Source organism: Kitasatospora sp. NPDC092948 (genome assembly GCF_044754805.1).
Classification (GTDB): Bacteria; Actinomycetota; Actinomycetes; order Streptomycetales; family Streptomycetaceae; genus Kitasatospora.
The window spans coordinates 94,677-108,198 of sequence record NZ_JBIVPU010000018.1; the positions used below are offsets into that span (position 1 = coordinate 94,677).

The following is a 13,522-nucleotide window of genomic DNA, read 5'->3' on the forward strand; positions in this document are numbered from 1 at the left end:
TCCTCGCCGAACAGCAGGTTCGCCGCGGCCACGCAGAGGGCCCTGCCAAAGATCTCGGAGCGACGCAGGTCGGTCGCGGCCCGCCGGGTGCCGTTCTCGTCGCGTCGTCGACCGCGGTCCGGCTCGCCGTCGCAGGCAGCTGGCGTCGACCGGGCGGGCCAACCCGGGTTCCTGGCGCTGCGTCAAGTCGTCGGCCGACAGCCGGTCATGACGGACAGTAGGCTCGCATCCCATGGGGGAGGAACCGATCATGGCGGCGAACGCCATCGTGCCGCGCTGGTCGCGGCGGGCCGTCGGCGGGTTGCTGGGGGTGGCGACCGCGCCTGTCGCGGTGGTGTACCTGGTGCTGGGGCCGCTGTTGCTCCGGCCGTGGGCGCGGGGGGCGTGGCGGGCGGGGGTGGTGCGGTTGGCGGGTGTCGAGCGGGTCCGGCGGGTGGTCTGGTTCGGGGACCGGTTTCCCGAGCGGTACCGGGCCGACGACCGGAAGGTGGTGCGGTACGTCGCGCGGCGCAGCGGGGTGGGGCTGGTCGCGGGGCTGGTGCTGGGGCTGATCGGGTTCGGGGCCGTGCTGGTGGTGCTGCTCGCGGCGGGGGCGCTGCGGGGCACGCTGAGTGTCGTGGACCTGTTGGGGCAGGTGCTGCTGGGCGGTGTCCTGCTGTTTCTCGCGGTTCAGGGCCTGGCGTCGCTGGCCGAGTCGGACGCCCGGCTGGCCCGGGAGTGTTTCGGCCCGTCCGAGGCGGAGCTGTTGCGTCGGCGGATCGTCGAACTCGCCGACAGCCGGGCCGCCGTGCTGCACGCCGTGGACGCCGAGCGCCGCCGGATCGAACGCGACCTGCACGACGGCGTCCAGCAGCGGCTGGTGGCGCTGCGCCTGCTGCTGGGCCGGGCCCGGCGCGGCGACCCGCAGCGCGCCGACGAGCTGTTGCGGCAGGCGCACCGGGAGGCCGCGGAGGTGCTCACGGAGCTGCGCGAAGTCGCCTGGCGGGTCTATCCGTCCGCGCTGGACACCCTGGGGCTGGACGAGGCGCTGGCGGGCCTCGCCGAACGGTGTCCGATCCCGTTGCGGGTGCGTTGCCCGGTGGCCGGGCCGCTGCCCGAACGGGTGCTCACCGCCGCGTACTTCGTGGTCAGCGAGTGCGTCACCAATGCCGCCAAGCACTCCTCGGCCGGGGCGATCGAGGTCGCCGTCGAGCGGGACGGCGAGCGGCTGACCGTCCGGGTCGAGGACGACGGTCGGGGCGGCGCGGACCCGGCGGGCGGCGGCCTGTCCGGGCTGCGCGGCCGGGTCGCCGCGCTCGACGGGACACTGTCCGTCCACAGCCCCGCCGGGGGCCCCACCGTCGTCACTGCGGAGCTGCCATGCGGGTGATCGTCGCCGAGGATTCGACGCTGCTGCGGGAGGGCCTGGTCCGGCTGCTCGCCGAGGAGGGGCACCGGGTGCTGGCCGCCGTCGGCGACGCCGAGGCGCTGCTGGCAGCGGTCGACGCGGAGCCGCCGGACGTGGTGGTGGTCGACATCCGGATGCCGCCCACGCACACCGACGAGGGGGTGCGGGCCGCGGTGCGGATCCGGGACAGCCGGCCGGAGGTCGGCGTGCTGGTGCTCTCCCAGCACATCGAACGCGGTTACGCCGCCCGGCTGTTGGCGTCCGGCGCGGAGCGGGTCGGGTACCTGCTCAAGGACCGGGTGGCCGAGGTGGAGGAGTTCCTGGACGCGCTCGCCCGGGTCGGCTCCGGCGGCACGGTGATCGACCCCGAGGTGGTGCGCCGCCTGGTGGTGCGCACCGAGCACGCCGACCCGCTGGCCCGGCTCACCCCGCGCGAGCGCACCGTGCTGGAGGCGCTCGCCGAGGGCCACACCAACACCGCGATCGCCGAGCGGCTGCACCTGTCGCTGAGCGCCGTCGAGAAGCACCTGAACTCCCTGTTCGACAAGCTCGACCTGCCCCGGACGGCCGGCTACAGCCGCCGGGTGCTGGCCGTGCTGCGCTACCTCGGGGCGTGACGTCGGTCCCGGAGGCGGCTGCCACCGGGACCGGGTCCTGGCACCGGGAGGGTCACTCGCTGCGCAGCACCTCGGCGACCGTCAGCCGGGCCGCCGCCCGGGCCGGGACCAGCGCGCCGACCGCGGCGATGAGCATGCCCGCCAGGCTCAGCGCGGCCAGCGTCGGGGGCGACCAGATGTGCACCATCCAGCCGGGGAGTTCGATCCCGGCCGCGCCGAAGGTGACTCTCACCAGCAGGCGGTGGGCGAGTACGCCGAGCGGCAGCCCGATCAGTCCGCCGGCCAGGCCCACCGCGGCCATCGAGGTGATCATCATCGTCGTCACCTGGCGGGGCGTCATGCCGATCGCCTTGAACACCCCGAGGTCGCGGCGGCGCTCCCGGGTGTTGAGCACCACGGTGTTGAAGACGCCCAGCGCGGTGACCGCGCCGAGCAGCAGGGTGAGGATGCCGGAGGTGCTGATCGCCGTCACCGAACCGGCGTTGACCGTGGTTCCGGCGTTCGGGTAGAGCCCGGGGTCGATCGCCTTGACGGCGGCCTTGAAGCCCGCCGGGTCGGCATCGGGTGCGAGTTGCACGACGTACTGCGGGGCCCGGTCGAGCGACTTGCTGTCCGGCGCGAGCGTCCGCAGGCCCTGCCAGTCGGCGAAGACCAGGGTGGGGGCGGAGATCAGGGCCTCGCCCACGACGGTCACCCGGGCCTGCCGGTCTCCCACCGAGAGCGTCACCTGGTCGCCCACGGCGAGTCCGCGCTGGTGCAGGAAGCCGGCCGAGGCGACGATCTCGCCGGGCCCGCCGAACCAGCGGCCCTTCAGGAGCAGCGGGCCGAGCTGCTGGAAGTCCCCGCGCATCGCGTCGACGGTCACCGGCTGCGGGTCGCCGACCAGTTGGGCCGGCACGTAGGAGTTGACCATCACCTCGGCGGCGGTGGGCAGTTCGCGCAGCTTCGCCTCGATCTCGGGGTTGGGCAGGGCCGGCGCGGTCTGCCGCATCCGGCTCTGGCCGGTGTCGATCTCGACCCGCTGTTGGCCGGCGTGCTCGACCGCGTCCCCGTACTTGGTCATGGTGCTGGTCAGCCCGGTGGTCAGGGTGACGGCGGCCGATCCGAGCACCACGGCGGCCAGGGTCAGCGCGGTGCGGCCGGGCCGGGCGAACGGCAGGCCCAGGCCGAGGCTGACGGAGCGCGGCAGCCGGGCGCCGGCCAGCCGGCGCTGGACCCGCAGGGCCCGGCCGGCCCGCGGGGCGCTGCCCGCGCTGATCGCCCGGGCGGCGGACAGCCGGTGGGCGCGCATCGCCGGGACCAGGGCGGCCAGCACCACCACGGCGGGCAGGCCGAGCAGGGTCAGGGCGTCCACCCAGGGGCTGATCACGTAGGTCGTGCCGACGATGCCGCGCAGCGACAGCGTGACCAGCGGCACGGCCGCCAGGTTGCCGGTGACGGTGCCGAGCACGCAGCCGGCCACGGCCGGCACGGAGAGCATCGTCAGGTAGACGGCGACCACCTGGTTCGGGGTGAAGCCGATCGCCTTGAGCACGCCGATGTGCCGGAAGCCGGAGACCACCGCGCCGCCGATCACGTTGCCGACGATCAGCACGGCCACCACCAGGCCGACGACGCCGAAGGTCATCAGCAGCGGGACGAAGAGCTCGGCCCCGCGGCCGACCTGCTCCTTGACCTTCAGGTAGGACTGCCCCGTGAGTAGCGATCCGGGCGGCAACTGCCGGGTGACCGAGGCCGTGGCGGCGTCCATCCCGGCCGCCGACCCGGCGTGGGAGAAGCGGTACAGCACCTGGACGGCCGTGGGGTGGAGCTCCGCCAGCCGGGCGGGCGTCACCCAGCCGTCGGCGGTGCCGGTGACGCTGCTGGCCACACCGACCACGGTGAAGCTGCCGCGGCCGGCCACGGTGAGGGTGGAGCCGATCAAGGAGTCCGGCGGGTGGGCGCCGCGCGGCAGGTTGAGCACCAGTTCGCCGGGAGCAGTGGCCCAGCGGCCCTTCCAGACGTCCAGCCGGTCCACCGGCCCGCCCGGGTCGGCCCGGCCGACCAGGGTGGCGGGCTGGTCGGGCAGCTCGCCCGTCGGATCCTCCAGGTCCACGTGGAGCTGCCCGAACGGGCCCACGGCGGTCACACCCGGCTGCTGCATGGTCGCGGCGAGCTGCGCCCCGGTGGCCCTCGCCGGGTCGAAGGCGGCGGTCAGCTGGGCGCCGGTTTGGGCGTCGAAGGCCTTGTCGAACGGGGCACTGGCCGCGTCGATCAGCCCGAGCGCCACCACCAGGGTGGTGGCGGACAGGAAGACCACCAGGCCGATCACGAAGGTCTGCAACCGGCGGCGCTTCACCGCCGCGCGGGAGGCCACCCAGACGGCGCTCATGCGGCCCACCCGGCCTGCGTTGTAAGGGAGTTGTTCACGGCCGCTCCAGGGCGCTCTCGCGGGCCACCTTGCCGTCGGCCAGCTCGACCAGCCGGCTGGCGCAGCGGGTGGCCAGGCGCCTGTCGTGGGTGACCATCAGCAGGGTCTGCCCGATCTGGTTGAGGTCGATCAGCAGGTCCATCACCTGCTCGCCGGCCCGGCTGTCCAGTGCGCCGGTCGGCTCGTCCGCGAGCAGCAGCGCCGGACGGTTCATCAACGCCCGGGCCACCGCGACGCGTTGACGTTCGCCGCCGCTGAGCGCCGCCGGGTACACCGAGCGCCGGTCGGCGATGCCCAGCTCGTCCAGCAGTTCCAGCGCCCGCCGCCGCGCCTGGGAGGCGGAGCTGCCGGTCAACTGGGCGGCCAGCGCCACGTTGTCGAGCGCCGGCAGGTCGTCGATCAGGTTGAAGAACTGGAAGACCATGCCGATCCGGCGGCGCCGGTACAGCGCCAGCCCGGTCTCGGTCAGCCGGCCGAGGTCCTCGCCGTTCACCTCCACCAGGCCCGCGCTCGGCCGGTCCAGCCCGGCCACCATGTTGAGCAGCGTGGACTTGCCGCAGCCCGAGGGCCCCATCACCGCCACCGCCTCGCCGGCCCGGATCTCCAGCGAGACCCCGTCCAGCGCGGCGGTCTCGCCGAACTCCTTGCGCACGCCGTCCAGTCGGACGACCACCTCCCCCTGCCTGCCCGCACCGCCGCGTCCGTCGCCCGACCGGACGACCACGCCCTCCCGCTTGCCCTGTTCCGTCATGGCACCGAAGCCTGCCCGACCCCGCCGGGCCCCGGCGTCCCTCCCCGGATGCAACCCCGCGCCGCCGTCATCCTGGCGATGTACGGCGCTGGATCCGGCGGATGATGCGCGCCGGCCGGCCGCTCTGCCAGAGTGGCCGCGTGTACGGACATCGGGGGAGTCTGCTGGTCGGCGCGCTGCTGGCCGCACTGGCCGCCGCGGGCTGGCTCGGCGTCGCGCTGCTGCGCGAACGCCGCCGCCACCGCAAGGCGCTGGAGGACCGCGGCTGGCTGCTGGAACGCGAGCGGGAGAGCGCCGCCCGCGCCGCCGTGGACGCCGAACGGGCCCGGATCGCCCACGAGTTGCACGACATCGTCAGCCACAACGTGAGCCTGATGGTGGTGCAGGCCGGCGCGGCCCGCGAGGTGCTGGCGACCATGCCGGACGCCGCGTCCGCCGCCCTCGGCGCGGTCGAGGGCGCCGGACGCGACGCGATGACGCAGCTGCGGCACCTGCTGGGCCTGCTCGCCCCGGCGGCGGACGGCAGCGACGAGGACGACGACACCGACCTCGCCCCGCAGCCCGGCCTGCGCGCGCTCGGTGCCCTGGTGGACCGGGTCGCCTTCGCCGGCCTCCCCGTCGAGGTGCGAATCTCCGGCGAGCCCCGGCCGCTGCCGGCCGGCATCGACCTGACGGCATACCGGATCGTCCAGGAGGCCCTGACCAACGCGCTGCGCCACGGCGACGGCGGAAAGGCCGAGGTGACGGTGCGTTACACCGACCGCTACCTGCGGGTGGAGGTGCTCAACAGCGGCCCGAGCGTCCTGAACGGCGCACCGGCACCCGGCCGCCGACCCGACGGCGCCGGGCGCGGACTGCTCGGCCTGCGCGAACGCGTCGCGGTGTACGGCGGCGACCTGGACGCCCGGCACCGCCTCGGCGGCGGCTACCGGGTGCGCGCCCGCATCCCGCTGGCGGGCGCCGCATGAGCACGCACGAGCCGTCGCCCCGGGTGCTGATCGCCGACGACCAGGAGCTGATCCGCACCGGCTTCCGGCTGATCCTCACCGCCCGCGGCATCGACGTGGTCGGCGAGGCCGCCGACGGCGCCGAAGCGGTGGCGCTGGCCGCCCGGCTGCGCCCCGACGTGGTGCTGATGGACATCCGGATGCCGGTGCTGGACGGCCTGGGGGCCGCGCGGCAGATCCTGGCCCGGCAGCCGGAGTGCCGGGTGCTGATGCTGACCACCTTCGACCTCGACCGCTACGTCTACGCCGCGCTGGCCCTGGGCGCCAGCGGCTTCCTGCTCAAGGACGTGACGGCCGCCCACCTGGCCGCCGCGGTCCGACTGGTCGACACCGGCGACGCGCTGCTCTCGCCCTCCATCACCCGCCGACTGGTGGAACGCTTCGCCGCCGACCCGCCGCCCGGCACCGGACCCGGCGGGTCCACCGGCCCGGCCCGACCCGCCCCGGCCGTGCACCGCGACCTGGCGGCGCTCACGCCCCGCGAGCTAGAGGTTCTGACCATGCTCGGCCGCGGCCTGTCCAACGCCGAACTGGCCCGGCAGCTCACGCTCAGCGAGGCCACCGTGAAGACCCACGTCGCCCGGATCTTCGCCAAGCTCGCCCTCCGCGACCGGGCTCAGGCCGTCGTCCTCGCCTACGAGACCGGCCTGGTCCGGCCCGGCGGGTAGCCGGTCGACCGGGCGCCCGGGACCGTCGCCCCTGGCCGCGGCCCGCGTCGCGCGCGAGGATGGCGGTATGGACGCGCAGCGGTTCGCCCGGGCCCGCACCGCGCTGCACGCGGTGGCCGAACACCTGCTGGCCGGTCCGCAGTACCGGTCCGCGGGCACCGTCCGGCTGCGCGCCTACCCCGGCGGGTTCGCCACCCGCTTCGAGCCCCGGCTGCGCGTCCGCAGCGCCCAACTGTTCAGCGCCGGGCGGGCGTTGGACCTCCCGGGCGCGACCTGCGCGCAGCTTGGCGCGGCCGCCGGCATCGTCCCCGGCCGGCCCGAGGGGTTGTACCCGGACGGTTCGGGCGTCGCGCTCGACCAGCCGCTGGAGCTGGACACGGCGGGCGCGGACGCCGTCGCCGCCTGCTTCGCCCACGGCGACGCGGCGCTGCGGGCGCTGTTCGCGCAGGCCGATCCGGTGCTGTGGCCCGAGCACTTCGACCTGGCGGTGACGGTGGACGAGGTGAACTACGGCGTCTCGCCCGGCGACTCCTACCTGGCCGAGCCGTACGCGTACGTCGGCCCGCCGGCGCCGCGCTCCGGCGCGTTCTGGAACGCCCCGTTCGGCGCGGCCCGCACCCTCGCCGACCTGGGCGGCCTGTCGGCGACCACGGCGTTCCTGGCGGAGGGCCGCCGCCTCGCCTCCACGATCTTGTAGCTTCCTCCAAACCGCTTGTGGAAGGGCGTCCGTCCGGTTGTGTCGATCTTCAGGATTCCCGCGTCGGCTGGCCTCCGGCGGGGAAATCCCCAAGGATTGAACGCTGGGTCCGGCGCGGCCCGAGAGCGCCGCACGGCACAGCTGTACCGCCGTACCGCCGTACCTCTTCACCGGCACCCCGGTGAAACGTTCCTCCCCAGCCAGAGAGCCCCTTCATGCGCTTCCTGAATGACCTCAAGCCCGCGTACGACCTGACGTACGACGACGTCTTCATGGTCCCCAGCCGCTCCGCCGTGGGCTCCCGGCAGGCCGTCGACCTCTCCTCCCACGACGGCACCGGCACCACCATTCCGCTGGTGGTCGCCAACATGACCGCGATCGCCGGACGCCGGATGGCCGAGACCGTCGCCCGCCGCGGCGGACTGGTCGCCATCCCGCAGGACGTCCCGATCGAGGTCGTCGCCGAGGTGATCGGCTGGGTCAAGCAGCGCCACCTGGTGCACGACACCGCGCTCGCGCTGGGCCCCGGCGACACCGTCGCGGACGCGCTGGCGCTGCTGCCCAAGCGCGCCCACGGCGCGCTGGTCGTGGTCGAGGGCGGAAAGCCCGTCGGCGTCGTCACCGAGGGCGACTGCCAGGGCGTGGACCGGTTCACCAGCCTCTCCGAGGTGATGTCCCGCGACCTGCTGCTGCTCGACCAGGACATCGACCCGCGCGCCGCGTTCGACCGCCTCAACGAGGCGCACCGCAAGCTCGCCCCCGTGGTCGCCGCCGACGGCACCCTGGTCGGCATCCTCACCCGCAAGAACGCGCTGCGCGCCACCCTCTACACCCCCGCCGTCGACGCCGCGGGCCGCCTGCGGATCGCCGCCACCGTCGGCATCAACGGCGACGTCGCCGGCCGCGCCGAGGCTCTGCTGGAGGCCGGCGCCGACGTGCTGGTGGTGGACACCGCGCACGGCCACCAGGAGTCGATGATCACCGCACTGCGCGCGGTGCGCTCGCTCGACCCGCAGGTCCCGATCGTGGCCGGCAACGTGGTCTCCGCCGCCGGTGTGCGCGACCTGGTCGAGGCCGGCGCGGACATCCTCAAGGTCGGCGTCGGCCCCGGCGCGATGTGCACCACCCGGATGATGACCGGCGTCGGCCGGCCCCAGTTCTCCGCCGTCCTGGAGTGCGCCGCCGAGGCCCGCCGGCTCGGCAAGCACGTCTGGGCCGACGGTGGCGTCCGGCACCCCCGCGACGTCGCCATGGCGCTGGCCGCCGGCGCGTCCAACGTGATGATCGGCTCCTGGTTCGCCGGCACCCTGGAGTCCCCCGGCGACCTCCAGACCACCGCCGACGGCCGCCAGTACAAGGAGAGCTTCGGCATGGCGTCGGCCCGCGCCGTCCGCAACCGCACCGCCGACGACTCCGCCTACGACCGCGCCCGCAAGGCCCTCTTCGAGGAGGGCATCTCGCACTCGCGGATGTTCATCGACCCGACCCGCCCCGGCGTCGAGGACCTCATCGACTCGATCGTGGCCGGCGTCCGCTCCTCCTGCACCTACGCGGGCGCCTCCGACCTGGAGGAGTTCCACCGGAACGCCATCGTCGGCCTGCAGAGCGCCGCCGGCTACGCCGAGGGCAAGCCGCTGCACTCCAGCTGGGCCTGACGGTCTTTCACGGACGGGCCCCCGAGACCCTCGGGGGCCCGCTCCGTTCTCAGCCGAGGGAGAGCGGGGTGAGCAGCGCCCGGCTGACCATGCCGACCGACCCCGACAGCGCATCGGCGACCGCGCGGTACGCGGGTGGCACCCGGCGCAGCTCCCACAGCGCCAGGACGGACGCCCACGCGGCGTCGCGGGCCCGGTCGATGCTCCACACGCCGACGATGTGCAGCAGCGGGTCACCCGCCCCGAGCGGCAGCAGCGTGGCACGGACCTGGGCCTCCACCTGGGCGAGCAGGGCGTTGATCCGCAGGTAGTCGGCGTGCAGCCGCTCCGGCGTGCGGCCGGTCAGCCGGCAGGTGCCGAGGACGGAGAGCGGCAGGTCGTTCTCGATGTGCGCGTTCATCCCGGCCAGCGCGAACTGCAGCGGGTGCACGTGCGGGGCGGCCCGCAGCTCGAACAGCGGCTGCCAGCAGGCCGCCGGGGACCGCCCGGCACGGTCGTCGTCGACGGCGGTCAGGTAGCGGGCGGCGAACACGGCGTCGAGCTCCGCCATGGTCGCCGGGTCGTCGAAGTACGCGACGGCGAGGTGGTCGCGGACCAGGCGGGTCACGGTCAGGTACATCGCGTTGAAGACGGCCACGCCATCGGTGAGGGGCAACTCCGTTGCGATCCCCACCATCCGGTCGATCACTTGATCCACTGTCAGCACCGGTGCGGTCATGGATATCCATCCTCCCTCGGTATGGCAGACCGACAAGCAGATGATGTGCCAACGATGGCAGGGGGTCGACGACCTGCCAAGGCGGGAGACGCGGGCGCGGGACGGGGGCCACCGGACGGCTGTCGGCCGACTCGGGGAACTCCCTTGCGGATCACAGCCGTTGGCCGGTCGGTGCGCGATCCGGGGCGGATCGTGCCGCAGGGGGTGGTGGATGATGGGCCTGGCGTTCGCTCTCACGTTGCCCGGGCTGGCGGTGGGGGTGGTGCTGTTCTGGATCGCCTCGACGATGGTGCGCCGCTTCGCCCGTTCGACCCTGCTGCCGGAACGGTGGCGCGGGCCGGCCGGGCGGCCCGCCGGGCGCTCGCCGGCCGGCGTGGCCGTGGACGTCTTCACCGGTGCCGTGAACACCGGCAAGGCGGCCGAGTTGGAGGAACGTTCCGCCGAGGCGATGCGCCGGGACGAGGAGGGCGACGCCGCACCGCCCCGTTCGAGGGTCGACCTCGGCTCGGGCCGCGCCGTCATCGTGCTGCCGAAGGCGCCGGCGGGCGCCGACGGGCGGAGCTGACCGGCCGCCCGGTTCCGGCGGACCCGCCGTCCGGGACGTTCGAGCCGGCCCTCCGCGAAGTCGCTCGTGCTCGCGATCGACGGTGACCGGTGCCGCAGCGGACACCCCAGGGGCGTCCGACCGGCTGAACCTCCGCCGGAATCCGGCCGTCCGACGCACTTCGGGGCCGCGCGGTGCCCGATGCTGTGGCCAGCCCCAGGCCGGACCCCAGTGAGGAGCGGATCAGCCGTGACCGCCGAGACCACCCTGCAGCGCCCGGAGAGTCTCAGTACGTCCGCCGCGAGGAACCTCGCCACCACCACCAAGACCGTGCCGCAGATGCTCGGGATCACCCCCCGCTACCTGCTGCGGGTGCTGCCCTGGGTGGAGTTGGAGGCCGGCGTCTACCGGGTCAACCGCCGTCGGGGCTTCATCCTCGGCGACGGACTGATCAGCACCGGCGTCGGCGGCGACGGCCGGGCCCGGGTGATCGCCGAGGACCTGCGCGAGATCGGGTTCCTCAGCCAGCTCGACAGCGCGCTGCTCGACGCGCTGGCACAGGGCTTCGTGCAGCGGGAGGTGGCGTCCGGCGAGCTGATCGTGGACGCCGACGCCCCCGCCGGACAGCTGTACGTCCTGGCCGCCGGCCGGGCCGAGAAGCGCGCCACCGGCGAGTACGGACAGGACGCCCTGGTGGCCGTCATCGGCGAGGGCGACTTCTTCGACGCCCACGCGTGGGCGACCGGCTCGCCGATGCCCTACCGGGTCAAGGCCGTCACCGACTGCACCGTGCTGACCGCCGACCGTCGGATGCTCCTCGAACTCGCCGACCGCGAAGCCGCGTTGCGCGCCCAGCTGGACATCCTCGACGCCCGGGGGCCGGCCGGGACCGATCGCGAACCGCCGATCGAGCTCCGCTCCGGCCACACCGGGGAGCCCTACCTGCCGCAGACCTTCGTGGACTACGAGGACCGCCCCCGCGAGTACGAACTCGCGGTCGCCCAGACCGTCCTCAAGGTGCACACCCGCGTCTCGGACATCTTCAACTCCACCATCGACCAGGTGCAGGCCCAGCTGCGGCTGACCGCCGAGGCGCTGCGCGAACGCCAGGAGTGGGAGATGATCAACCACCCCGAGTTCGGCCTGCTCAACAACATCGCGCCCGCCCAGCGCGTGCGCACCCGCAAGGGCGCGCCCACCCCGGACGACCTCGACGAGCTGCTCGCCAGGGTGTGGAAGCAGCCCGCGTTCTTCCTCGCCCACCCCCGGGCCATCGCCGCCTTCGGACGCGAGTGCACGCGGCGCGGAGTGCCCCCGCAGATCGTCGAGCTGTTCGGCAGCCCGTTCCTGACCTGGCGAGGCGTGCCGCTGCTGCCCTCGGACAAGCTCGACCTCAAGGGCTCGGCGAACTCGGCGCCCGGCACCACGAACATCCTGCTGATGAGGGTGGGCGAGGACCGGCAGGGCGTGGTCGGCCTGCGGCCGGCGAAGGTGCCGGACGAGGTCGAGCCCGGCCTGGCGGTGCGCGCGATGGGCGTCGACCTGCAAGCCATCACCTCGTACCTGATGACCAGTTACTTCTCGACGGCGGCGCTGGTGGACGACGCGATCGGCGTGCTCCAGGGCGTCGAGGTCTCGACCTACCATGACTACTCCTGACGGCCACCGGGGCGGCCCGGTCGGCTTTCCGGCGGCGGACCCGTTCCCGACCGGGGCCTTCCCGATCCCCTCGGCGCTCTCGCACGCGGTGACCGGCGCCCGGTACTGGCTGCCCCCGCAGCCCGCGCCGGCCGTGGCGACGGCCCCCGCACCGCACCCCGCCGCCTTCGACGTCGAAGCGGTGCGACGGGACTTCCCGCAGCTGCACCGGGAGGTGAACGGCCACCCGCTGGTCTGGCTGGACAACGGGGCGACCACGCTGAAACCCCGTCAGGTCACCGAGGCGGTCGGCGAGCACTACGCGAGGGAGACCTCCAACGTGCACCGAGGCGCGCACACCCTCGCCAAGCAGGCCACCGAGGTCTACGAGGAAGGCCGCGAGGAGGCCGCGAAACTGCTCGGCACCCGGGACACCGGCGAGGTCGTCTTCGTCCGGGGCGCCACCGAGGCCGTCAACCTGGTGGCGCAGAGCTGGGGCCGGGCCAACCTGGGCGTGGGCGACGAGATCCTCGTGTCGGTCGCCGAACACCACTCCAACCTGGTCCCCTGGCAGCTGATCGCCGGGGAGCGCCGCGCCAGGGTGGTGCCGATCCCGCTGCTGCCCGACGGGCAACTGGACCAGGACGCCTACCGCGACCTGCTGACCAACAGGACCAAGTTGGTGGCGCTCACCCATGCCTCCAACACCCTGGGCACCGTCCCGCCGGTGGCGGAGATGACCGCACTCGCCCACCGGTGGGGAGCCAGGGTGCTGGTCGACGGCGCCCAGGCGGTGTGCCACTTCCCGGTGGACGTCACCGAGTTGGACGCGGACTTCTACGCCTTCTCCGGGCACAAGGTGTTCGCGCCCACCGGCATCGGCGTGCTGTTCGGCAAGCGGGAGGTGCTGGAGGCCATGCCGCCGTGGCAGGGCGGCGGCAACATGATCGACACGGTGGGTTTCGGCGGCACCTCCTACGCGCCGCTGCCGCACCGGTTGGAGGCGGGCACCGGCCACATCGCCGGCGTGGCCGGCCTGCGGGCGGCACTGCGGTACCTCGCAGGCCTGGACCGCGAGGCCGCCACCGGGTACGAGGAGCAGCTCACCGCCTACGCGACGCGCGCCCTGTCCACCGTGCCCGGGATCCGGCTGCTGGGCACTGCACCGGGAAAGATCGGCGTGCTGACCTTCCTGCTGGCCGGCGCCGACCCCGTGGACCTCGCCGGCCGGCTCGACCGGCAGGGTGTCGCCGTCCGCGCCGGACACCACTGCGCCCAACCGGCGTTGGCCGCGTACGGGGTCACCAGTGCGGTCCGCGCGTCGCTCGCGGTGTACAACACGGCGCGGGAGGTCGACGTCTTGGTGGGCGCGCTCCAGGAGGCGGCCGGCGCCTGAGTCGTTCGGGCGTGGCGGCCGGGCGTGGTGGCCG

Annotated in this window: 12 protein-coding genes; 9 read left to right on the plus strand and 3 right to left on the minus strand. The window is 74.2% G+C overall.

All coding sequences use genetic code 11. The annotated features are described in order from the left end of the window. Positions 1-232: 232 nt before the first annotated feature. Both ACIQF6_RS32905 and ACIQF6_RS32910 read left to right on the plus strand, forming a co-directional pair. A complete protein-coding gene (locus tag ACIQF6_RS32905) occupies positions 233-1,369 on the plus strand; it encodes a sensor histidine kinase (protein WP_400901678.1) in 1,137 nt (378 codons plus the stop codon). Next, a complete protein-coding gene (locus tag ACIQF6_RS32910) occupies positions 1,360-2,004 on the plus strand; it encodes a response regulator (protein ID WP_400901680.1) in 645 nt (214 codons plus the stop codon). Before ACIQF6_RS32905 ends, ACIQF6_RS32910 begins: the two co-directional genes overlap by 10 nt. Before the next feature lie 52 nt (positions 2,005-2,056). Here the strand turns inward: ACIQF6_RS32910 and ACIQF6_RS32915 are convergent, their stop codons facing one another. Then, the gene (locus ACIQF6_RS32915; RefSeq protein WP_400901682.1) at positions 2,057-4,375 is read right to left on the minus strand and encodes an FtsX-like permease family protein; all 2,319 of its coding nucleotides are present in this window, start codon (positions 4,373-4,375) and stop codon (positions 2,057-2,059) included. Between the two features lie 34 nt (positions 4,376-4,409). Next, on the minus strand, positions 4,410-5,165 hold the full coding sequence (locus tag ACIQF6_RS32920) for an ABC transporter ATP-binding protein (protein WP_400901684.1): 756 nt from the start codon (positions 5,163-5,165) through the stop codon (positions 4,410-4,412). Positions 5,166-5,305: 140 nt separating this feature from the next. On the opposite strand from ACIQF6_RS32920, the gene ACIQF6_RS32925 reads away from it, so the two are divergent. From ACIQF6_RS32925 to ACIQF6_RS32940, 4 genes are all read left to right on the plus strand, one after another. Beyond that, positions 5,306-6,133 carry a sensor histidine kinase gene (locus ACIQF6_RS32925; protein WP_400901686.1) on the plus strand — a complete coding sequence of 276 codons (828 nt, stop codon included), beginning with the start codon at positions 5,306-5,308 and terminating at the stop codon, positions 6,131-6,133. After that, positions 6,130-6,840 (plus strand): response regulator, encoded by a 711-nt coding sequence (locus ACIQF6_RS32930; RefSeq protein ID WP_400901688.1) that lies wholly within the window; start codon positions 6,130-6,132, stop codon positions 6,838-6,840. The genes ACIQF6_RS32925 and ACIQF6_RS32930 overlap by 4 nt, the downstream gene beginning before the upstream one ends. Before the next feature lie 67 nt (positions 6,841-6,907). After that, a complete protein-coding gene (locus ACIQF6_RS32935) occupies positions 6,908-7,537 on the plus strand; it encodes a hypothetical protein (protein WP_400901690.1) in 630 nt (209 codons plus the stop codon). Positions 7,538-7,752: 215 nt separating this feature from the next. Continuing rightward, on the plus strand, positions 7,753-9,192 hold the full coding sequence (locus tag ACIQF6_RS32940) for a GuaB1 family IMP dehydrogenase-related protein (RefSeq protein WP_400901692.1): 1,440 nt from the start codon (positions 7,753-7,755) through the stop codon (positions 9,190-9,192). 49 nt (positions 9,193-9,241) lie between these two features. On the opposite strand, the gene ACIQF6_RS32945 is transcribed toward ACIQF6_RS32940, so the two are convergent. Continuing rightward, a complete protein-coding gene (locus ACIQF6_RS32945; protein WP_400901694.1) occupies positions 9,242-9,910 on the minus strand; it encodes a DUF5995 family protein in 669 nt (222 codons plus the stop codon). A gap of 211 nt (positions 9,911-10,121) precedes the next feature. On the opposite strand from ACIQF6_RS32945, the gene ACIQF6_RS32950 reads away from it, so the two are divergent. The 3 genes from ACIQF6_RS32950 to ACIQF6_RS32960 all read left to right on the plus strand — a co-directional run bounded on the left by ACIQF6_RS32950 (position 10,122) and on the right by ACIQF6_RS32960 (position 13,488). After that, positions 10,122-10,475 carry a DUF6191 domain-containing protein gene (locus tag ACIQF6_RS32950; protein WP_400901696.1) on the plus strand — a complete coding sequence of 118 codons (354 nt, stop codon included), beginning with the start codon at positions 10,122-10,124 and terminating at the stop codon, positions 10,473-10,475. A gap of 228 nt (positions 10,476-10,703) precedes the next feature. Beyond that, complete coding sequence (locus tag ACIQF6_RS32955) at positions 10,704-12,113, plus strand: family 2B encapsulin nanocompartment shell protein (protein ID WP_400901698.1); 1,410 nt, start codon at positions 10,704-10,706, stop codon at positions 12,111-12,113. Beyond that, the gene (locus tag ACIQF6_RS32960; protein WP_400901700.1) at positions 12,100-13,488 is read left to right on the plus strand and encodes a SufS family cysteine desulfurase; all 1,389 of its coding nucleotides are present in this window, start codon (positions 12,100-12,102) and stop codon (positions 13,486-13,488) included. The genes ACIQF6_RS32955 and ACIQF6_RS32960 overlap by 14 nt, the downstream gene beginning before the upstream one ends. The last annotated feature ends 34 nt before the right edge of the window (positions 13,489-13,522 follow it).

What these genes read in the sequence shown, in the direction of transcription:
- ACIQF6_RS32905 (WP_400901678.1), top strand. Translation starts at nt 233, where the DNA reads ATGGGGGAGGAACCGATCATGGCGGCGAACGCCATCGTGCCGCGCTGG.
- ACIQF6_RS32910 (WP_400901680.1), top strand. Translation starts at nt 1,360, where the DNA reads ATGCGGGTGATCGTCGCCGAGGATTCGACGCTGCTGCGGGAGGGCCTG.
- ACIQF6_RS32915 (WP_400901682.1), bottom strand. Translation starts at nt 4,375, where the DNA reads ATGAGCGCCGTCTGGGTGGCCTCCCGCGCGGCGGTGAAGCGCCGCCGG.
- ACIQF6_RS32920 (WP_400901684.1), bottom strand. Translation starts at nt 5,165, where the DNA reads ATGACGGAACAGGGCAAGCGGGAGGGCGTGGTCGTCCGGTCGGGCGAC.
- ACIQF6_RS32930 (WP_400901688.1), top strand. Translation starts at nt 6,130, where the DNA reads ATGAGCACGCACGAGCCGTCGCCCCGGGTGCTGATCGCCGACGACCAG.
- ACIQF6_RS32935 (WP_400901690.1), top strand. Translation starts at nt 6,908, where the DNA reads ATGGACGCGCAGCGGTTCGCCCGGGCCCGCACCGCGCTGCACGCGGTG.
- ACIQF6_RS32940 (WP_400901692.1), top strand. Translation starts at nt 7,753, where the DNA reads ATGCGCTTCCTGAATGACCTCAAGCCCGCGTACGACCTGACGTACGAC.
- ACIQF6_RS32945 (WP_400901694.1), bottom strand. Translation starts at nt 9,910, where the DNA reads ATGACCGCACCGGTGCTGACAGTGGATCAAGTGATCGACCGGATGGTG.
- ACIQF6_RS32950 (WP_400901696.1), top strand. Translation starts at nt 10,122, where the DNA reads ATGATGGGCCTGGCGTTCGCTCTCACGTTGCCCGGGCTGGCGGTGGGG.
- ACIQF6_RS32960 (WP_400901700.1), top strand. Translation starts at nt 12,100, where the DNA reads ATGACTACTCCTGACGGCCACCGGGGCGGCCCGGTCGGCTTTCCGGCG.